Annotated in this window: 20 protein-coding genes; 11 read left to right on the top strand and 9 right to left on the bottom strand. The window is 74.0% G+C overall.

Annotated features, from left to right (window positions below):
• Positions 1-51: 51 nt before the first annotated feature.
• From E8D37_RS04915 to E8D37_RS04900, 4 genes are all read left to right on the top strand, one after another.
• Positions 52-447 (top strand): DUF302 domain-containing protein, encoded by a 396-nt coding sequence (locus tag E8D37_RS04915; protein WP_136568656.1) that lies wholly within the window; start codon positions 52-54, stop codon positions 445-447.
• 32 nt (positions 448-479) lie between these two features.
• Positions 480-935 carry a MerR family transcriptional regulator gene (locus tag E8D37_RS04910; protein WP_206055574.1) on the top strand — a complete coding sequence of 152 codons (456 nt, stop codon included), beginning with the start codon at positions 480-482 and terminating at the stop codon, positions 933-935.
• Positions 936-1,025: 90 nt separating this feature from the next.
• On the top strand, positions 1,026-2,543 hold the full coding sequence (locus E8D37_RS04905) for a SulP family inorganic anion transporter (RefSeq protein ID WP_136568655.1): 1,518 nt from the start codon (positions 1,026-1,028) through the stop codon (positions 2,541-2,543).
• A gap of 70 nt (positions 2,544-2,613) precedes the next feature.
• Positions 2,614-3,318, top strand: coding sequence for a YitT family protein (locus E8D37_RS04900; protein WP_240770191.1), 705 nt, complete (start codon positions 2,614-2,616; stop codon positions 3,316-3,318).
• A 30-nt stretch (positions 3,319-3,348) separates the two neighbouring features.
• Here the strand turns inward: E8D37_RS04900 and E8D37_RS04895 are convergent, their stop codons facing one another.
• The 3 genes from E8D37_RS04895 to E8D37_RS19710 form a co-directional block, all read right to left on the bottom strand.
• Entirely contained in the window at positions 3,349-4,602 is a 1,254-nt protein-coding gene (locus tag E8D37_RS04895; RefSeq protein WP_136568654.1) for an FAD-dependent oxidoreductase, read from the bottom strand.
• A 13-nt stretch (positions 4,603-4,615) separates the two neighbouring features.
• Positions 4,616-5,422 carry an SDR family oxidoreductase gene (locus E8D37_RS04890; protein WP_136568653.1) on the bottom strand — a complete coding sequence of 269 codons (807 nt, stop codon included), beginning with the start codon at positions 5,420-5,422 and terminating at the stop codon, positions 4,616-4,618.
• A gap of 151 nt (positions 5,423-5,573) precedes the next feature.
• On the bottom strand, positions 5,574-7,211 hold the full coding sequence (locus tag E8D37_RS19710; protein ID WP_168929622.1) for an MXAN_6640 family putative metalloprotease: 1,638 nt from the start codon (positions 7,209-7,211) through the stop codon (positions 5,574-5,576).
• 222 nt (positions 7,212-7,433) lie between these two features.
• Between E8D37_RS19710 and E8D37_RS04885 the strand changes: the two genes are divergently transcribed.
• Together E8D37_RS04885 and E8D37_RS04880 are read left to right on the top strand one after the other, a co-directional pair.
• Positions 7,434-8,720: a DUF445 domain-containing protein gene (locus E8D37_RS04885; RefSeq protein ID WP_206055573.1), complete on the top strand. Its 1,287-nt coding sequence runs from the start codon at positions 7,434-7,436 to the stop codon at positions 8,718-8,720.
• A gap of 48 nt (positions 8,721-8,768) precedes the next feature.
• Positions 8,769-9,014 (top strand): RNA-binding S4 domain-containing protein, encoded by a 246-nt coding sequence (locus E8D37_RS04880; protein WP_136568651.1) that lies wholly within the window; start codon positions 8,769-8,771, stop codon positions 9,012-9,014.
• A 114-nt stretch (positions 9,015-9,128) separates the two neighbouring features.
• Here E8D37_RS04880 and E8D37_RS04875 read toward each other — a convergent pair whose 3' ends face one another.
• Positions 9,129-9,497 carry an FKBP-type peptidyl-prolyl cis-trans isomerase gene (locus tag E8D37_RS04875; protein ID WP_136568650.1) on the bottom strand — a complete coding sequence of 123 codons (369 nt, stop codon included), beginning with the start codon at positions 9,495-9,497 and terminating at the stop codon, positions 9,129-9,131.
• A gap of 73 nt (positions 9,498-9,570) precedes the next feature.
• The gene (locus E8D37_RS04870; protein WP_136568649.1) at positions 9,571-10,005 is read right to left on the bottom strand and encodes a CBS domain-containing protein; all 435 of its coding nucleotides are present in this window, start codon (positions 10,003-10,005) and stop codon (positions 9,571-9,573) included.
• 200 nt (positions 10,006-10,205) lie between these two features.
• On the opposite strand from E8D37_RS04870, the gene lepB reads away from it, so the two are divergent.
• The gene (gene lepB, locus E8D37_RS04865; RefSeq protein WP_240770190.1) at positions 10,206-11,015 is read left to right on the top strand and encodes a signal peptidase I; all 810 of its coding nucleotides are present in this window, start codon (positions 10,206-10,208) and stop codon (positions 11,013-11,015) included.
• Between the two features lie 18 nt (positions 11,016-11,033).
• On the opposite strand, the gene E8D37_RS04860 is transcribed toward lepB, so the two are convergent.
• The 4 genes from E8D37_RS04860 to E8D37_RS04845 form a co-directional block, all read right to left on the bottom strand.
• Positions 11,034-11,903 (bottom strand): inositol monophosphatase family protein, encoded by an 870-nt coding sequence (locus E8D37_RS04860; RefSeq protein WP_136568648.1) that lies wholly within the window; start codon positions 11,901-11,903, stop codon positions 11,034-11,036.
• A 113-nt stretch (positions 11,904-12,016) separates the two neighbouring features.
• On the bottom strand, positions 12,017-13,033 hold the full coding sequence (gene rsgA / locus E8D37_RS04855; protein ID WP_136568647.1) for a ribosome small subunit-dependent GTPase A: 1,017 nt from the start codon (positions 13,031-13,033) through the stop codon (positions 12,017-12,019).
• Between the two features lie 18 nt (positions 13,034-13,051).
• The gene (aroA, locus tag E8D37_RS04850) at positions 13,052-14,377 is read right to left on the bottom strand and encodes a 3-phosphoshikimate 1-carboxyvinyltransferase (protein WP_136568646.1); all 1,326 of its coding nucleotides are present in this window, start codon (positions 14,375-14,377) and stop codon (positions 13,052-13,054) included.
• 165 nt (positions 14,378-14,542) lie between these two features.
• The gene (locus tag E8D37_RS04845) at positions 14,543-15,151 is read right to left on the bottom strand and encodes a DoxX family protein (RefSeq protein WP_136568645.1); all 609 of its coding nucleotides are present in this window, start codon (positions 15,149-15,151) and stop codon (positions 14,543-14,545) included.
• Between the two features lie 217 nt (positions 15,152-15,368).
• On the opposite strand from E8D37_RS04845, the gene E8D37_RS04840 reads away from it, so the two are divergent.
• From E8D37_RS04840 to rsrA, 4 genes are all read left to right on the top strand, one after another.
• Positions 15,369-16,196 carry an SOS response-associated peptidase gene (locus E8D37_RS04840; protein WP_136568644.1) on the top strand — a complete coding sequence of 276 codons (828 nt, stop codon included), beginning with the start codon at positions 15,369-15,371 and terminating at the stop codon, positions 16,194-16,196.
• Positions 16,193-16,879 carry an alpha/beta family hydrolase gene (locus tag E8D37_RS04835; protein WP_136568643.1) on the top strand — a complete coding sequence of 229 codons (687 nt, stop codon included), beginning with the start codon at positions 16,193-16,195 and terminating at the stop codon, positions 16,877-16,879. Before E8D37_RS04840 ends, E8D37_RS04835 begins: the two co-directional genes overlap by 4 nt.
• A 116-nt stretch (positions 16,880-16,995) precedes the next feature.
• Complete coding sequence (locus E8D37_RS04830; RefSeq protein WP_240770189.1) at positions 16,996-17,712, top strand: sigma-70 family RNA polymerase sigma factor; 717 nt, start codon at positions 16,996-16,998, stop codon at positions 17,710-17,712.
• Positions 17,712-18,005 (top strand): mycothiol system anti-sigma-R factor, encoded by a 294-nt coding sequence (gene rsrA / locus E8D37_RS04825; protein WP_136568642.1) that lies wholly within the window; start codon positions 17,712-17,714, stop codon positions 18,003-18,005. Before E8D37_RS04830 ends, rsrA begins: the two co-directional genes overlap by 1 nt.
• Positions 18,006-18,214: the final 209 nt, after the last annotated feature.

Raw genomic sequence — 18,214 nt, 5'->3', positions numbered from 1 at the left:
GGGGGTGCCCGGGGACGCCGGGCGCCGACCGCCGAGATCCCTGGAGGGGCCGTGGCCTCGTTCACCCTGACCCGCACGCTCGACCGCCCGTGGGCCGAGACCGTCGAGGCCGCCCGCGCGGCGCTGGCCGAGCAGGGCTTCGGCGTCCTCACCGAGATCGACCTGCAGGCGACGCTCAAGGCCAAGATCGACGTCGACATCGAGCCGCAGATCATCCTCGGCGCGTGCCGGCCGCCGCTGGCCTACGCCGCGATCACCGCGGAGCCCTCGATCGCCGCGGTGCTGCCGTGCAACGTCGTGGTGCGCGCCACCGACGCCGGCACCGTCGTGGAGGTCTTCGACCCCCTGGCCATGGTGGGCCTGGCCGGTGTCGACTCCGACGCCCCGCTGTGTGGCGTCGCCGACGACGCGCGCACCCGCCTCGAGGCCGCGCTCGCGGCCCTCTGACCCCACCGCCCGGGACGAGGAGCGGGGGAGGCGTGCGCGAGAGCACGCAGCAGGACGCGCGGCAGGGGCAGGACGCCCCGGCGAGGCCGGGCCCGCACCTGCTCCAGATCGGTGAGGTCGCCCGCCGCGTCGGCCTGAGCCTGCGCAGCATCCGCTACTACGAGGAGCGCGACCTGCTCGTGCCGGCGGCGCGCACCCAGGGCGGCTTCCGGCTCTACGCCGACGCGGACGTCGACCGGCTCCTGCTGATCAAGCGGATGAAGCCGCTGGGCTTCCCGCTCGAGGCCATGCGCGAGGTCCTGGACGTCGTGGACCGCCTGGACGCCGGAGCGAGCGGGGCCGAGCGCGAGCAGCTGGTGGCGCGCCTGAGCGGAGCCCACGCGCAGGCGCAGGAGCGCGCGGAGACGGCGCGGCGCGAGCTCGACATGGCCGAGGAGTTCGCGGCCGGGCTGGGGGCGAGGCTCCGCGAGCTGGGCGGAGGCGCCTGAGGCGCTCGTCTCACCGACGCCAACTCTCACGTTGCGTCACAGTAGGGTGGGCGCTCGCCCGACCCCGACCCGACCGCGCCAGGAGCATCCGTGTCGCTCGCCGTGAGCCCGCCCGAGACCCACGACCCCGACGGCCACCTCGTCCGCACCGTCCTGCGCCGCCCGCGGCTGCTGCGCCGCGAGCTGGTGGCGGGCCTCGTCGTCGCCCTCGCGCTCATCCCCGAGGCGATCTCGTTCTCGATCATCGCCGGCGTCGACCCCCGGCTGGGCCTGTTCGCCTCCTTCACCATGGCGGTGACCATCTCGATCGTGGGCGGGCGGCCCGCCATGATCTCGGCGGCGACCGGCGCGGTCGCGCTGGTGGTCGCACCGCTGGCCCGCACCTACGGCGTCGACTACCTCATCGCCACCGTGCTGCTCGCGGGCGTCCTCCAGATCGTCCTCGGCCTGCTGGGCGTCGCCCGCCTCATGCGGTTCGTGCCCCGCTCGGTGATGGTCGGCTTCGTCAACGCGCTGGCCATCCTCATCTTCGTCGCGCAGCTCCCGCACCTCACGGGCGTCCCGTGGACCGTCTACCCGATGGTGCTGCTCGGGATCGCGATCATCGTCGGCGTGCCGCGGCTCACCCAGGCCGTGCCCGGCCCCCTGGTCGCCATCGTCGTCATCACCGCCGTCGTGCTCGCCGGCGGGCTCGACCTGCCGAACGTCGGTGACGAGGGCGCGCTGCCGCACTCGCTGCCCAGCCTCGTCGTGCCCGACGTCCCCTACACCTGGGAGACGCTGCGGCTGCTGGCGCCCTACGCCCTCGGCATGGCCCTGGTCGGGCTCATGGAGTCGCTCATGACGGCCAAGCTGGTCGACGACCTCACCGACACCCGCTCCTCGAAGACCCGCGAGGCCTGGGGCCAGGGCGTCGCCAACATCGTCACCGGCGCGTTCGGCGGCATGGGCGGCTGCGCGATGATCGGGCAGACGATGATCAACGTCCGGATCTCCGGCGCCCGCACCCGGCTCTCCACGTTCACCGCGGGCGTCATGCTGCTGGTGCTCGTCGTCGGGTTCGGCGACGCCGTCGCCCGCATCCCGATGGCCGCGCTGGTCGCCGTCATGGTGATGGTCTCCGTCGGCACCTTCGACTGGCACAGCCTGCGGACGCTGCACTCGATGCCGCGCAGCGAGACCGTCGTGATGCTCGCCACCGTCGCGGTCACCGTGGCCACCAGCAACCTCGCCATCGGCGTGGTGGTCGGCGTCGTCGTGGCCTCGGTGCTCTTCGCCCGTCGGGTGGCCCACCTCGTCGGGGTGGACCGCGAGGTCGTCGAGGACGCCGAGGGGCGGCCCGCGCAGGTCCGCTACCGCGTCTACGGCGAGCTGTTCTTCGCCTCCAGCAACGACCTCTACACGCAGTTCCGCTACGCCGAGGACCCGGGCCACGTCGTCATCGACCTCTCCGACTCCCACGTGTGGGACGCCTCGTCGGTGGCCGCGCTCGACGCGATCACCACGAAGTACGGACGCCGGGGCGCGACCGTGGAGATCCACGGGCTGAACGAGGACTCCGGCGCCCGCCACGAGCGGCTCTCGGGCAACCTGGGGGCTGCCGGCTGACACGAGCACGGCCGCGGTCGCGCCGGTGAAGGGATTTGCCCCGCGACCCGGGCCCCGCCACCCTGTGCGCGTGCCCGAGACCGAGCCCGCAGCCCCGACGCCCAGCCCGGCCCACGACCCCGCCCGCAACGCGACCAGTCCCGTGGCCGGTGCCGCGACCAGTCCCGTGGCCGCTCCGGCGGTGGTGCCGCACTCGCGCCTCGAGGACGTGCTCGGCGTGCTCACCGGCACCTGGACGGTCTCCTTCGGGGTCTCGCTGCTCACCCACGTCGGCGCCGTCACGGGCGGGACGGCCGGCCTCGCGCTGGTGGTGGCCTACGCGTTCGGGCTGCCGTTCGGCGTCACGTTCGTCTGCGTGAACCTGCCGTTCTTCGCCGTGGCCGCCTTCACCAAGGGGTGGCGCTTCACGCTGCGCAGCCTGGCGTCGGTGCTCCTGGTGTCGGTGTTCTCGGCGCTGCACGCCCAGTTCGCCTCGCTGGGCACCCTGGCCCTGCCGTACGCGGTGCTCACCGGCAACCTGCTGGTCGGCATCGGCCTGCTCATCGTGTTCCGGCACGGCTCCAGCCTGGGCGGCTTCAACATCGTCGCCCTGCTCGCCCAGGAGCGCCTGGGCTGGCGGGCCGGCTACGTCCAGATGGTGCTCGACGTGCTCGTCGTGCTCGCCGGCCTCCTGGTCGCGGCGCCGCTGCTCGTGCTCGTCTCCGCGCTGGGCGCGGCCCTGCTCAACTTCGTCCTGGCGCTCAACCACCGCCCCGGCCGCTACCTGGGGGCCTGAGCCCCGCAGGCAGCGGCCGGGTGCGCGGGGTCAGGAGCCCTTGGGCGACCCGATCAGCGCGGTGGGGTCGGCCGGTCGCGCGTGCCGGGCCAGGAGGTCCACCGCCGCGTCGGTGAGCCCGAACTCGTTCCAGCACAGGACGCCGACCACCTCGTCGTCGTCGAGGTAGTAGACGATCCGGCCGTCCTCGGTGGTCTCCGTGACGGTCTCGAGGGAGGCGTCGAGCGTGCCGACGGCCTCGTAGCCGACGTCGAAGAGGTCGGAGTAGAACATCGGCGTGTGCCGGTACTCCTCCCCGGCGCCGGCCAGGTTGCGTCCGGCCACCGCGCCCATCGAGGTGGCGTTGTCGACGTGCTCGACCCGGCGCTCGCCCAGGACTGCGTCGGGGTAGGTCACCACGTCGCCGCAGGCCCACACGTCGGGCGCGGAGGTGCGCAGCTGCGCGTCCACGAGGATGCTCCCGTCGTCCGCGAGCTTCACGGACCCCGAGAGGAAGGACGTGGCGGGCTCGATGCCCAGGCCCACGACGGCGGCGTCGGCCTCGAGCACGGCGCCGTCGGAGAGGGTGAGCCGGACGCCGTCCGCCTCGGCGTCGCCGGAGGTCACCCTGGCACCGGCGTGGACGTCGACACCGTGCTCGCGGAACATCGCGTCGTAGGCGGCGGCGAGGTCGGCGGGGTACTTCTTCTCGCCGAGCACGTCGTCGGGGTGCACCAGGGTGACCCGGCAGCCCTCACCGACCAGCGCGGCGGCGATCTCGCTGCCGATGTACCCGCCGCCGACCACCGCGACGTGCGGACGGACGCCGGCGTCATCGCCGTCGACCAGCGCCCGCAGCCGCCGGTAGTCGGCGAGGGAGCGGTAGTAGAGCACCCGGTCGCCCTCGGGCAGTCCCTCGACGGTCCGCGGGTGCCCGCCGGTGGCGACCAGGAGGCGGCCGTAGGAGAAGGTCTGCCCGTCCGCGCAGACCACGGTGCGGGCGTCGGTGTCGACCCCGACCACGCGGTGGGAGAGCAGCACGTCGGCCCGGGCCGCGTCGGCGGTGCCGAGCCACGCCCCGTCCTCGGTGAAGTCGGGGTCGGTCCAGAGCTTCTTGCTCAGCGCCGGGCGGGGGAACGGCTCGGTGGCCTCCTCGGAGAGGAGCCCGATCGTGCCGTCGGGGTCCTGCTCGCGCAGGGCCTGGGCGGCCGCGTCCGCGGCCATGCCCCCGCCGAGCACGAGGTAGTCGTAGCGGGTCCTGCTGTCGTGGCTGCGGTCGCCGTGGGGCGTGCTGTCCAGCGTCATCGCTCGGGCCTCCTCAGATGGTGGCGACGGAGCCGGCGTCGACGCGGTAGTTGGAGCCGTTGACGAAGCTGGCGGCCTCGGAGCAGAGGAAGACGATCACGTTGGCGACCTCCTCCGGCTCGCCGCGGCGGCCGAGCTCCATGTGCGGTCGCTCGTCGGAGAGGAAGGTCTCGACGGCCTCGTCGAAGGCCATGTCCTCCTCCTCCGAGCGCTTCTCCATCATCGCGTCGGTCATCGGCGTGTGGATGAAGGCGGGGGAGACGCAGTTGACCAGCAGTCCCTCGCGCGCGTAGGTCTGCGACAGGCCCTTGGCGAAGGCCAGGACGCCGGCCTTGGCCGCGCAGTACGGGATCTCGTCGCCGTAGGGCTGCACGGCGTCCTCCGAGGCGAGGAAGACGGCGCGGCCCCAGCCGCCCCTGCGCAGCGCGGGCAGGACGGCGCGGGTGACCCGGACGGGCGCGAGCAGGTCGGTGGTGAGGGTGGTGACCCAGCCCTCGTCGTCGATCTCGTGGAAGGCACCCTGCGCTCCGGTGATCCCCGCCGCGTGCACGAGGACGTCGAGCGGGCGGCCCTCCAGGATCTCCTCCACCCGACGGCTCAGCGACTCGGCCGCGGCGTCGGTGGAGAGGTCGGCGGTGACCGTGGTCAACCGCCCCTCCGGGGCGTCGAGCTTCGCGGCGGCCTCCGCGAGGGACTGCTCGTCGAGGTCGGAGAGGATGACGCTCGCGCCCTCCTCGAGCAGCAGACGGGCGGTGTGCCAGCCGATGCCGGAGTCCCCGCCGGTGACGAGAGCGGTGCGGCCGGTGAGTCCGAGATCCATGGGCGGTGCCTTCTTCCGGGTCGGGCCCGCGCGGCGGGCCGGTGTCGAGGTCTCCCCTCCTCGATAGCCCGTGGGTCCGCCGCCACACTCACCCGGCCGGGCACCACCCGGCCGGGTGCGGCGTCCCGCGGCCGGCGTCCGGCGTCCGGCGTCAGGTCACCGCGGGCGTCGCGGTGAGCACCACCTGCTGGGTGAGGCCGTCGTCGCGCGGCGAGCCGTCGCAGGAGTAGCTCGCGCCGGTCTCGCAGCGGTACCGGGTCGAGCCGTTGACGAGCGTGACGGACACCTTGCTCACCTCGGCGGAGTCGAAGGGCACCGTGAGGGTGGCCAGGCCGTCGGCGTCCGCCGTGACGACGTGCGAGGCCATCGTGCCGTCGGTGCGCCGCACGACCACCACGTAGGCGGCCTTGGCGGCGCGGGCGCGCTGGGCGGTGACCTGCACGGTCAGCCGGTAGCCCTCGCCGACGGCCGCGGAGGGCCGCACGACGAGCGAACGGCTGGTGAGGTGGTCGAGGGTCCGCGACGTCCGCCAGGTCGGGTCGGCCACCGTGAGGGTGCGGTTCGACGAGGGGGCGGTGGGCCAGTGACCGCCCTCGGCGTAGGAGCGTCCGGGGGTCAGGTTGGCGGCCGAGAACCGGGCGTAGGCCTTGACCAGCCCGCCGCGCGAGGCCAGCACCCGTGCGAGCGCCTTCGTCGAGTAGGTCTGCCCGGCCCCGCTGTAGGCGCCGGCCTGCCGCCAGGCCTTGAGGACGATGCCGCGCCCCTTCTCCTGCGTCAGGTGCTGCCAGAACGCCCAGTTGCCGTAGACGCCGAGCCAGCTGCTGCTGGACAGGTCGAGGGCGACGCTCGGCCGGCGGACCTGGCCGAAGCGGAGGTACTGGCGGTTGTCGTCGACGGCGTCCGCGACGACCTCCTCCATCCACGTCGCCGTGGACTCCATGAACCAGGTGTCCTCGGTGTAGTCGTAGGCGAACTGGATGGCGTGGAAGAACTCGTGCGCGGCGGTCACCCGCAGCGTGGGACCGGAGGCGCTTCCGTAGTCGCTCACGGCGTAGTCGTTGTCCAGGACGCAGTAGCCGCCGCCCACCTTCGGGTGCGAGACCAGGTGGAAGTCGGGGGCGCAGTAGCCGTAGACGCCCTCGTCGCCCAGGTCGGTGAGGTAGACGTCGAACTTGCCGTTGCCGCCGTTGTAGGCGGAGCCGAGGCTGCCGTCGCTCAGCGGTCGCCGGTACCCGAGGTCGTCCACCTCCTTCGTCCAGGTCGCCTCCATCACCCGCAGCGTCTTCATGACCCACGCGTGGGTGGCCGCGTCGGCGCCGCTGCTCACCCAGTGCACGCAGACGTGGGTGCCGCAGGTCATCTGCGAGGCGCGGTCGTAGGCGTCGGCGTCGGAGGAGTCGGTGGGACGCGCCAGGAGGCTGTCGGCGGTCTCCTGGTCGGTCGGGGAGAGCTCGGAGCGCAGGACGTACAGGTCGCGCAGGGCGAGGGTGACGTCGGTGCCCGTGCCGGAGGACGCCGCCGACGAGCCGGTCGTGGCGCGGGCGGACGCGCCGCTCGAGGACGCCGTGCCCGCGAGCGCGGCCGCCGCGCGGGCCAGCGCCCGGGCGGCCGCGGGGGTGCTCGTGTCCTGCTCGGTGGCCTGGGCCGGGGTCAGCGCCGAGGCGCCCAGCACGAGCGCGAGCGCGGCGGCTCCGCAGACGGCCAGGGACGTCGCCAGGGAGGCACCCCGGGACGTGCGGGCGGGGCGCCCGGCGGACGGGCCGGCGGAAGGACGGGCGGGGCGGGCCAAGAGGGACCTCCGAGGTGGGGACGGGCGTACCCGGACGTGCAGGTCTCACGCGGCTGGGGGCGTGGAGGGCGGTCGCGGGGACGCGGTGCCACGACGGTACCTGCCGACGCGCGCGGGACGGAGCCGACGCAAGGCGCACGAGGGGCCGCGGGTGGCTCACGAGGGGTCCACGGGGACGGGTGCGGCGGACGCCGTGAGGGTCGCTCGGGCATGATCGGGGCGATGACGCGACCACCGACCGTCCCCGAGGCCGTGGGCCTGCTGGCCGGGGACCCCGCCGCCGACGCCCGCCGCGCCGCCGACCTGCGCCGCATGCGGCTGGTGGCCCTGGGACTGCTGCTCCTCGCGGCCGTCGTCTACGTGGCCACGCTCGGCCGCGACGGGGTCTGGGGGTTCGTCAACGCCGGCGCCGAGGCGTCCATGGTGGGCGCGATCGCCGACTGGTTCGCCGTCACCGCCCTGTTCCGGCACCCGCTCGGCCTGCCCGTGCCGCACACGGCGCTCATCCCGCGCCGCAAGGACGAGCTGGGGCGCGGGCTGTCGGACTTCGTGGCCGAGAACTTCCTCGCCGAGCCCGTCGTGCGCGAGCGGCTGGCCGCGGCCCGGGTGAGCGAGCGGGTGGCCGCCTGGCTCGCCCGCCCGGCGGCCCGGCAGCGGCTGGTCGACGAGGGCTCGGAGCTCGTCGCCGCCGCCCTGGGGCGGGTGACCGACGAGCACGTGCGGCTGCTCGTGGCCGACGGGCTCCTCCCGCGGCTCTCGCAGGAGCGGCTGGCGCCGCTGCTGGGCTCGCTGCTCACCGAGGCGATGCGCGACGACCTGCACCACGGGGTCGTCGACCTCGTCCTGGACGAGCTGCGCGAGTGGCTGGTCGACAACGCCGAGACCGTCACCGAGGTGCTGGGGGAGCGGGCTCCCTGGTGGACGCCGCAGGTGCTCAACGAGCGGGTCACGGGCCGGCTGCACCTCGAGCTCGTGCGCTTCGTGACCGACATCCGCGACACCCCCGACCACCGGGCGCGCCTGGCCTTCGACGCGTGGCTGACCACGCTGGCGACGGACCTGGGCGCCGACACCGAGACCGCGGCCGCCACGGAGCGGCTCAAGGAGCGGCTGCTCGACCAGCCGCAGGTCGTCGCCACCGCCGTCTCCGTGTGGGACGCCCTGCGCCGGGCGCTGGTCGGCTCGCTCCAGGACCCCCAGGGCCTGGTGCGGGCACGCGTGCTCGAGGAGGTCCGCGTCCTCGCCGAGCGCCTCGGCTCGGACGCCGAGCTGCGGGCCCACCTGGACCGGCTGGCCGCGGACGCGGCCGTCTTCGTCGTGCAGCGGTACGGCACGGAGGCGGTCGGCGTCATCAGCGCCACGATCGAGCGCTGGGACGGGCAGGAGGCCGCGTCCCGGATCGAGCTCCACGTCGGCCGCGACCTGCAGTTCATCCGGGTCAACGGCACCGTCGTGGGCGGTCTGGTGGGCGTCCTCATCCACGCCGCGACGCTGCTCGTCGGCGGCTGAGCGCGCCCGGGGACGGCCGAGGCCGGGCGGGTGCGCGAGGATGGGCCCGTGGTCCAGCCCTTCGACGTCCCCATCCGTGACGAGGCGATCCGCCTCGGCCAGTTCCTCAAGCTCGCCTCGCTCATCGAGTCCGGCTCAGAGGCCAAGCAGGTGATCGCCGCCGGGATGGTGCGCGTCAACGGCGAGGTGGAGGAGCGGCGCGGGCGCCAGCTCGTCGTGGGGGACGTCGTCCAGGTGGGCGGCCAGGCGGCGCGGGTGTCCGACGAGACCGCCGAGGACGACCTGCCCTGGTGAGGCGCCCGTCCCGCTGGGACGAGGTCCCGCTGAGACGAGCGAAGGGCCGCCCCGGAGCAGGTGCTCCGGGGCGGCCCTTCGCGGGTCGTGCGGTGGTGCGGGTGGCGCCTCGGGTCAGGAGACGGCCAGCAGGTCCACGACGAAGATGAGCGTCTCGCCCGGCTTGATGACGCCGCCGGCGCCACGGTCGCCGTAGCCCAGGTGCGGCGGGATGACGAGCTTGCGGCGGCCGCCGACCTTCATCCCCTGCACGCCGGTGTCCCAGCCGGAGATGACCTGGCCGATGCCGAGGCGGAAGTTGAGCGGCTGGCCGCGGTTCCAGGAGGCGTCGAACTCCTCGCCGGTGGAGAGGGCCACGCCGACGTAGTGCACGGAGACGGTCTGGCCGGCGGTGGCCTCGGCGCCGTCGCCCTCGGTGAGGTCCTCGATCACCAGGTCGGCGGGCGCGTCGAAGTCGGGAAAGTCGATCTCGGGCTTGTCCATGGGCGCGAGCCTACGGGGCCCGGGGCCCCGAACGCCCGTCGAGACCGCGCCCCGGCCCCCGGGTCAGCCCGGGTCAGCCCTGGCTGACGTAGGAGTCGAGCTGGTCGCGCTCGAACTGGAGGGCGTCGATCTTGTGCTTGACGAGGTCCCCGATCGAGACGATCCCCACGAGCGTCCCGTCGCCGAGGACGGGCAGGTGCCGCACCCGGAGCTCGGTCATCCGGCTCATCACCTCGTCCAGGTCGTCGTCGGGCGCGCAGGTGTGGACGTCGCCGCCCGTCATGATCGCGCCGACGTTGTTGTGGACGACGGTCCCGTCGTGGTGGAGGTGGCGCACGACGTCCCGCTCGCTCACGATGCCGAGGAGGGTCTGCCCGTCCACGCTCACGACGAGGGCGCCCACGTTGTGCTCCGCGAGGGCGGCGAGCAGCTCGCGGACGCCGGCCTCCGGACCGATGGTGACGACGCCCGCCTGCGGCTTGGACGCCAGGATCTCTCCGATGCGCATGACGGGACGCTAGCGAGCGGTCGTCCCGGTGACCAGGGTCACACCGGCGGCCGTCCGGGTGCTGGTGACGGCCTTGCGCGGCAGCGCCGTCGACACCTCGGATCGGGGCCGGAGGAAGGTAAGGTCTGCGACGCCGCGGCGACGCGGCTGTCCTGGGTTGACCCGATGCGAAGCGAGGCGATGTGGCCGACGAGAACGGCGTGCCCCCGACGGGTGGCGAGGCCGTCGCCGAGAAGAAGCGGATGCCGATCTGGCAGGAGTCGATCCTCCTGCTGGTCCTGGCGGTCATCCTGGCGGTGCTGGTCAAGACGTTCCTGGTGCAGGCCTTCTACATCCCGTCGAAGTCGATGGAGCCCGGCCTCGAGGTCAACGACCGCATCCTGGTCGAGAAGATGTCCTACTGGGGGTCCGGCACGCCCCAGCGCGGTGACGTCATCGTCTTCGCGGACCCGGGCGGCTGGCTCGACGCCAACGAGTCGGTGACCGCGACCAACCCGGTCACCGAGGCCCTGAGCCGGATCGGTCTGTACCCCACCGGCGGGCACCTGGTGAAGCGCGTCATCGGCGTCGCCGGCGACACCATCACCTGCTGCGACACCCGGGGCAGGCTGCACGTCGACGGGGTGCCGCTGGAGTCGTCCGACACCTGGATCCTCAACAACAGCAGCTGTGACGGCCCGATGGTGGCCGACTGCTCCTGGTCCGTGGGCCCGATCCCGGAGGGCGAGCTGTTCGTGATGGGCGACCATCGCGACAACTCGGCCGACTCCAGCTACCACCTCCGATGTACGAGCAGGGACGGACCCTGCGACGCGTCCGACGCCTACGTCGACACCGACCTGGTGGTCGGCAAGGTCTTCGCGCGCGTGTGGCCCGCCGACCGGATCGCCCTCGTGAAGCGGCCGGAGGCCTTCGCCACCCTCGACGAGAAGATCGCGGCGCGCGAGGAGGACGGCTCCTACGACCCGTCGGCCTCCGCGTCGGCGACCGCCACGTCCTCGGCGTCCTGACCGCGCCTGCCGGCTCGGTCAGCGCCCGCGCAGCGGGCTGACCGAGCCGGGGCCGGTGCGCGGCCAGTCGGGGTCGTCGTCGTCGGAGTCGGGCAGCGAGCCCAGGTAGGCGAGCGCGGCCTCGTGCAGGTGGCCGTTCGTGGCCACGGCGTTGCCGCCCCAGGGGCCGGGGCTGCCGTCGAGGCTGGAGAACCGGCCGCCGGCCTCGCGGACGATGACGTCGAGCGCGGCCATGTCGTAGAGGCCCAGCTCGGGCTCGGCAGCGATCTCCACCGCGCCCTCGGCGACGAGCATGTAGGACCAGAAGTCCCCGTACGCCCGGGTGCGCCACACGCGGCGCATCAGCGCGAGCACCTCGTCGAGCCGGTCGCGCTCCTCCCAGCCGGAGAGGGAGGAGTAGGAGAACGAGGCGTCCTCGAGGCGCCGGACGTCGGAGACGTGGATCTGGCTGGCCTTCATCAGCGACTTGCCGGTCCAGGCGCCGCCGCCCGCGTGCGCCCACCAGCGCCGCTGGAGCTGGGGCGCGGAGACGACGCTGCACACGACCTCGTCGTCGACCGCGAGCGCGATGAGCGTGGCCCACACGGGGACGCCGCGCACGAAGTTCTTGGTGCCGTCGATCGGGTCGACGATCCAGCGGCGGTTCGAGGAACCGGTCGTGCCCATCTCCTCGCCGGTGACCGCGTCGCGCGAGCGCACCCGCGAGAGGGTGCGGCGGATCGCCTCCTCGACGCCGCGGTCGGCGTCGGTGACGGGCGTGAGGTCCGGCTTGCTCACCACGTGCAGGTCGAGCGCCTTGAACCTGGACGTCGTCAGGGAGTCGGCGTCGTCGGCCAGCAGGTGGGCCAGCCGCAGGTCGTCGGTGTAGTCGGTCCTCGGCTCAGCCACTCCCGAAGGCTACCGCCCGGCGCGGCGGGCACCCCGAGGGGTCGGCCCGGTGGTCGGCCCGGTGGTCGTCGCGGTGTCGAGCCCGGTGTTCAGCCCGGTGGTCGGCCGGCCGCTCAGTAGGCCGGGAGCGACCGGGCGGCGAGCAGGCGCCGGAAGGACTCCACGCGGTCGGGGTCGACGGTCCCGTCCTCGACCGCCTCGTCGAGCCCGCACTCGGGCTCCTCCCCGCCGTGGGTGCAGCCGCGCGGGCAGTCCTCGGTGGCCTCGTCGAGGTCCGGGAAGGCCTCGATGAGGTGCTCGGGCTCCACATGCGCGAGGCCGAAGGAGCGGATGCCGGGGGTGTCGATGATCCAGCCCTCGCCGCCGTCGGGGCCGGTGCCCCACTCCTGCGGGAGCGCGAGGAGGTACGCGGACGTCGAGGTGTGCCGGCCGCGCCCGGTCACGGCGTTCACGTGGCCGGTCTCCCGGCCGGCGTCCGGCACGAGGGCGTTGACGAGCGTGGACTTGCCGACGCCGGAGTGGCCCACGAGCACCGAGGTGCGCCCCGACAGCAGCCGCCGGACCTCCTCCAGGTCGCCGCCGCGCTGGGTGACGACCCACGGGACGCCGAGCGAGCGGTAGGTGGCGAGGAAGTCCTCGGGATCGGCCAGGTCGGCCTTGGTGAGGCAGAGGACGGGCTTCATGCCGGAGACGAACGCGGCGACGAGCGCGCGGTCCACCAGGCCGGTGCGCGGCTCGGGGTCGGCCAGGGCGGTGACGATGACGAGCTGCTCGGCGTTGGCGACGATCACCCGCTCCACCGGGTCGTCGTCGTCGGCCGTGCGGCGCAGCGTGGTCGTGCGCTTCTCCACCTCGACGATGCGCGCCAGCGTCCCGTCGTCACCGGAGACGTCCCCGACGACCTTCACCCGGTCGCCGACCACCACGCCCTTGCGGCCGAGGGGGCGGGCCTTCATGGCCATCACCGTGCGGCCCTCGAGCAGCAGGGTGAAGCGCCCGCGGTCCACGGTCACGACCCGGCCGAGGACGGCGTCGTCGTAGGTCGGACGGTCCTTGGTGCGGGGGCGGGTCCGGCGCCGGGGTCGGTCGTAGTGCTCGACGTCCTCGCGCCCGTACCGGCTCCGCGCCATGCGACCCCTCCCTCGGCCTCAGGCCCGGCCGGAGGGGGCCGGGAGGAGACCGGACCAGAAGCCCGCGAAGTCGGGGAAGGTCTTGGACGTGGTGCCCACGTTCTCCACCTGGACGCCGGGCACGGCCGCCCCGGCGATGACCGCCGCGTGGGCCATCCGGTGGTCGGCGTAGGTGTGGAAGACGCCGCCGCGCAGCGGGGCGGGGGAGAAGGAGAGCCCGTCGGGGTGCTCGGTGACGTCGGCGCCCAGGCCGCGCAGCTCGGTGGCCAGCGCGGCCAGCCGGTCGGTCTCGTGGAACCGGATGTGCTCGACGCCCCGCAGGTGGCTCGGCCCGTCGGCCAGGGCCGCCAGCGCGGCGACGGCGGGGGTGAGCTCGCCGACGTCGTGCAGGTCGACGTCGAGGCCGGTGAGCCGCTCGGGCCCGACGACCTGGAGGCCCGTGCCGGTGCTCGCGCCGGCCACGCCGTCGACGAAGGACACCTCGCAGCCCATCTGGGCCAGCAGGTCGCGCAGGACGTCGCCGGGCTGGGTGGTCTCGCGGGGCCAGTCGCGCACCACGACGCGGCCGCCGGAGACCGCGGCCAGCGCCAGGAACGGCGCCGCGTTCGACAGGTCGGGCTCGATGACGTGGTCGACGGCCTTCACCGGGCCGGGTGCCACGGCCCAGCGGTTGGCGTCCTCGGCGTCCACCTCGACGCCGTGCGCGCGCAGGATCTGCACCGTCATCTCGATGTGCGGCAGCGAGGGCACGGGCTTGCCGACGTGCCGGATGTCGACGCCCTGCTCGTAGCGGGCGCCGGCCAGCAGGAGGGCGGAGATGAACTGCGAGGACGAGGAGGCGTCCAGCGTCACGACGCCGCCGCGCACCGAGCCGGAGCCGCGGACGGTGAAGGGCAGGCCGCCCCGCCCGCCGTCCTCGATCTCGACACCGAGGCCGCGCAGGGCGGTGAGCACCTCGCCCACGGGGCGGTTGCGCATGTGGGGGTCGCCGTCGAAGGAGATCGAGCCGGCCGAGAGCGCGGCGACGGGCGGGACGAAGCGCATGACGGTGCCGGCCAGGCCGCAGTCGACCTCGGCGTCGGCGGTGAACGCGCCGGGGGTGACCAGCCAGTCGTCGCCCGAGGTGTCCACGCTCGAGCCCAGCGCGGTGAGGGCGGCGGCCATGAGGGAGGTGTCGCGACTGCGCAGCGCGCGCTTGACGACGGACGGGCCGTCGGCGACCGCGGCGAGCAGCAGCGCGCGGTTGGTGAGCGACTTGCTGCCCGGCAGCGACACCACGAGGTCGACGGGCTCGTCGGCGACGGGGGCGGCGTAGAGGTCGGTGCTGCTCGCTGTGCTGCTCACCGGCCGAAGAGTAGTCGCTGGACGCGACGACGCCGGCCTCCGCGGCCCCGGCCGAGACCCAGCGGCGCCCGGTCGGGGCTGCTGGTCGGGGTGGGGCTGCGGAGGCCGGCGTCGGCTGCTGCGTCCTGGGCGCGGGGGCCCGGAGGGTCAGGCGGGCCCGGCGGGTCAGGCGCCGGGGAGGCTCTTGGCGGCGAGCTTGGCCTCGCGCTTCGCGGAGCGCTGGGCACGGGCGACCTCGCGCTTGGCCTTCTTCTTCGCCTTGCGGGCGGCCTTCTTCAGGTCCTTCTTCGCGTCCTTGGCGGCGGCCTTGGCGCTCTGGGTGGTGTCCGAGGCGGCCTTCTTGGTGCGCCACGCGACGCCGGGGGCACCGTCGGTGTCGCCCGCGGCGATGATGAGGCCGCCGGTCACGGCGACGTTCTTGACGAAGCCGAGCTGGTCGGCCTTCTTCTGGGCCGGGGTCTCGGCCTTCCAGAACGGGTAGCCGGCCCACGTGGTCGGCACCATCGTCGCGGCCAGCACGGCGGCGGAGGTGCGGGGGGCCTTGCCGGTGGCCAGCGTCAGCGCGGCCGCGAGCTGCACGCCGGCGTTGACGCGCACGAGCGTGGTGGGGTCGGACGGGAACTGCGGGACGGCCTTCTGCACGACCGGGACGAGCCGACCGGTGACCGGCGCGGCCTTCTCGGCGAGCGCGGCGCCGTTCTTGAGGGCGTTGGCGGCGCCGACGACGAAGACCGAGGCGAGCATCGGGCGGGCGATGAGGCGGCTGAGCGACATGCGTCCTTCCTACTACACGCGGCCGCGTGCACGGACCGCCTTGCCGGGTGGCGCGGCGGCCGGGGGAGCGAGGTCCCCCGCTCCGACGACCCAGGAGGGCGAGATCGGGGTGGATGCGGTGCACCCGAGGCACCGCATCCACCCCGTTCGTGCTCCGGCCCCGCCGGTCGCGTCGGATGCGCCGACGGCGGGGGTGCGCCGCACTAGGCTGACCGGCATGTGCGGCAGGTACGCCTCCAGCCGGGACGCGGCCGACCTCGTCGAGGAGTTCGAGGTCGACACCCCGATGATCGCCGCGCCCCTGGCCGCCGACTTCAACGTGGCGCCCACCAAGGAGGTCTACGCCGTCCTCGAGCGCCCGCCCAAGGGCGAGGAGAGGCCCGAGGCCGAGCGGCAGCTGCGGGTGCTCACGTGGGGCCTGGTGCCCTCCTGGGCGAAGGACCCGGCGATCGGCAACCGGATGATCAACGCGCGGGTCGAGACCGTCGCGGAGAAGCCGGCCTACCGCCGCGCGTTCGCCGCCCGCCGCTGCCTCCTGCCCGCCGACGGCTACTTCGAGTGGTACGCGACGAGCGAGCTGACCAAGGCCGGGAAGCCGCGCAAGCAGCCGTTCTTCATCCGCCCGGCCGACGGCGGGACGCTCGCGATGGCCGGCCTCTACGAGATCTGGCGCGACCCGACCCGCGAGGAGGACGACCCCGCCCGGTTCCGCTGGACCTGCACGGTGATCACCACCCAGGCCGAGGACTCGCTGGGCCGCATCCACGACCGGATGCCGATGATGCTCGACCGCGAGCGCTGGTCGGCCTGGCTCGACCCCACCGTCGCCCGCGGCGACGTCCTCGACCTGCTCGTCCCCGCCGCGCCCGGCCGCCTCGAGGCCTTCCCGGTCTCGGCGGCCGTCTCGAACGTCCGCAACAACGGCCCGGAGCTGGTGGCGCCGCTGCCGCTCGAGGGCCTGCCCGACGACGTCACCGAGCAGGTGGCGCACCCCCAGCACCAGGACCAGCACCCGGACCAGCCCCACGACCAGGAGCAGCCATGACCGACGAGACCGGCCTCCCGGGCGTGCCCGGCGTCGAGGTGAGCACGCCGCACGGCCCCGGGCTGGTGCAGGTGGTGGAGGCGGACGAGCCCCAGGCCGTCGTCCTGCTCTCCCACGGCGCGGGTGCGGGGGTCGACACGCGCGACCTGGCCGCCCTGGCCGAGATGCTCCCGCCGCAGGGCTTCTCGGTCGCGCTGCTCACCCAGCCGTGGCGGGTGGCCGGGCGCAAGGTCGCCACACCCCCGGCCACGCTGGACGACGGCCTGCGCGCCGCGGCCGCGGTGGTGGGCGAGCGGTACCCGGGTGTGCCGTTGGTCGTGGGCGGTCGGTCGGCAGGGGCCCGGTCGGCGTGCCGCACGGCGGCCGAGCTCGGGGCGGTGGGGGCGCTGGCCCTCTCGTTCCCGCTGCACCCGCCGGGCAAGCCGGAGCGCAGTCGCCTGGCGGAGCTGTCGGAGGTCGGCGTCCCCACCCTCGTCGTGCAGGGGGAGCGGGACTCGATGGGCCGACCCGACGAGTACCCGGACCCGCTGCCCGACGACGTCGAGATGGGCGTGCTGCCCGGCGCGGACCACGGGCTGAAGGTGGGCAAGCGGGCGGAGCCGGGGCAGGACGACGTGCTGGCGATGCTCGTGGAGACGGTGCTGGAGTGGCTCGTGCGTGAGGTCGTCGGCGGCAGCGTCTGAGCCGCCGGAAGGGAAGACCGGACAGGACGTCGGGAATGTCCGGTCGCCGTGACGGTGTTGCACCACCCGTGATGGCACTGCTGGAACCGACCGAGCCGCGGCTAGGCTCTGCAGGGATGACTGAGCTCTCCCCCCGCGCCGCCCGCGACGGCGGCCCCGCCGAGCCGAGCACGGACGCGTTCGACGACGTCGACGCCACCGACCCGGCCGCGACCGCCGACCCGTCCGACATCGACCCGGCCACCGAGTCCGAGGCCGACCGCAACGCGCGCTTCGAGCGCGACGCGCTGCCGTTCCTGGACCAGCTCTACTCGGCCGCGATGCGGATGACCCGCAACCCGGCCGACGCCGAGGACCTCGTGCAGGAGACGTTCGCCAAGGCGTACAGCTCCTTCCACCAGTTCCGTCCGGGGACCAACCTCAAGGCGTGGCTGTACCGCATCCTCACCAACACCTTCATCAACTCCTACCGCAAGAAGCAGCGCCAGCCGCAGCAGTCGATGTCCGAGGACGTCGAGGACTGGCAGCTCGCGCGGGAGGCCTCGCACTCCTCCAGCGGGCTGAAGTCCGCGGAGAACGAGGCGCTGGAGCACCTGCCCGACAGCCAGGTGAAGGACGCGCTCCAGCGGCTGCCCGAGGAGTTCCGCCTCGCGGTCTACCTCGCGGACGTCGAGGGGTTCGCCTACAAGGAGATCGCCGAGATCATGGGCACGCCCATCGGCACGGTGATGTCGCGGCTGCACCGCGGCCGCCGCCAGCTGCGCGACATGCTGACCGACTACGTGCGGGACAACTCTCTGCTGCCCGCCTCCAGCCTGCCGGGGGAGAAGTGATGAGCGACCACGAGCACGCGCACGGTGAGGCCGGCGCCCCCGCCTCCGAGGCGGAGTGTGCCGACTTCCTCGAGCGGATCGTCTACTTCCTCGACAACGAGCTCGACGAGGCCGACTGCGCCGACGTGCGCGTCCACCTCGACACCTGCAACCCCTGCCTGGAGAAGTACGACCTCCAGCGCACCGTGAAGCAGGTCGTCGCCCGCTCCTGCGCCGAGGCGGCCCCGGCCGACCTCCGGGCCCGCGTGCTCATGCGGGTGCGCGAGGTGCAGGTGCGCATCTCGGAGGGCTGAGCCCCCCGCGCTTCCACCCGCTCTGGGTGAACCAGTGTCGACCCGGCAGGTGCTCCTGCCGGGTCGACTCGCGCTCGGGGTCGGGCGTCCGTGGGGAAGTCCCTCACCTGGGGCTGGCCGCTCCGGACCGCTTGCGCTACTGGTCCCACTAGATCCGTGTCGTCACCGCGAGATCCCATTACCTTCCCTGTTCGCAAAGCCCTGCTGGT

It is taken from the genome of Nocardioides sp. GY 10127, assembly GCF_004919085.1.
Taxonomy (GTDB): Bacteria; Actinomycetota; Actinomycetes; order Propionibacteriales; family Nocardioidaceae; genus Nocardioides.
This window is presented reverse-complemented; position numbering and strand designations above follow the sequence as displayed.

Coding starts and splice junctions, on each gene's coding strand:
- E8D37_RS04890 (WP_136568653.1), bottom strand. CDS start 5,422: ATGGATCTCGGACTCACCGGCCGCACCGCTCTCGTCACCGGCGGGGAC.
- E8D37_RS04835 (WP_136568643.1), top strand. CDS start 16,193: ATGACCGACGAGACCGGCCTCCCGGGCGTGCCCGGCGTCGAGGTGAGC.
- E8D37_RS04870 (WP_136568649.1), bottom strand. CDS start 10,005: ATGCGCATCGGAGAGATCCTGGCGTCCAAGCCGCAGGCGGGCGTCGTC.
- E8D37_RS04895 (WP_136568654.1), bottom strand. CDS start 4,602: ATGACGCTGGACAGCACGCCCCACGGCGACCGCAGCCACGACAGCAGG.
- E8D37_RS04885 (WP_206055573.1), top strand. CDS start 7,434: ATGACGCGACCACCGACCGTCCCCGAGGCCGTGGGCCTGCTGGCCGGG.
- rsgA (WP_136568647.1), bottom strand. CDS start 13,033: ATGGCGCGGAGCCGGTACGGGCGCGAGGACGTCGAGCACTACGACCGA.
- E8D37_RS04845 (WP_136568645.1), bottom strand. CDS start 15,151: ATGTCGCTCAGCCGCCTCATCGCCCGCCCGATGCTCGCCTCGGTCTTC.
- rsrA (WP_136568642.1), top strand. CDS start 17,712: ATGAGCGACCACGAGCACGCGCACGGTGAGGCCGGCGCCCCCGCCTCC.
- E8D37_RS04830 (WP_240770189.1), top strand. CDS start 16,996: ATGACTGAGCTCTCCCCCCGCGCCGCCCGCGACGGCGGCCCCGCCGAG.
- E8D37_RS04875 (WP_136568650.1), bottom strand. CDS start 9,497: ATGGACAAGCCCGAGATCGACTTTCCCGACTTCGACGCGCCCGCCGAC.
- E8D37_RS04840 (WP_136568644.1), top strand. CDS start 15,369: ATGTGCGGCAGGTACGCCTCCAGCCGGGACGCGGCCGACCTCGTCGAG.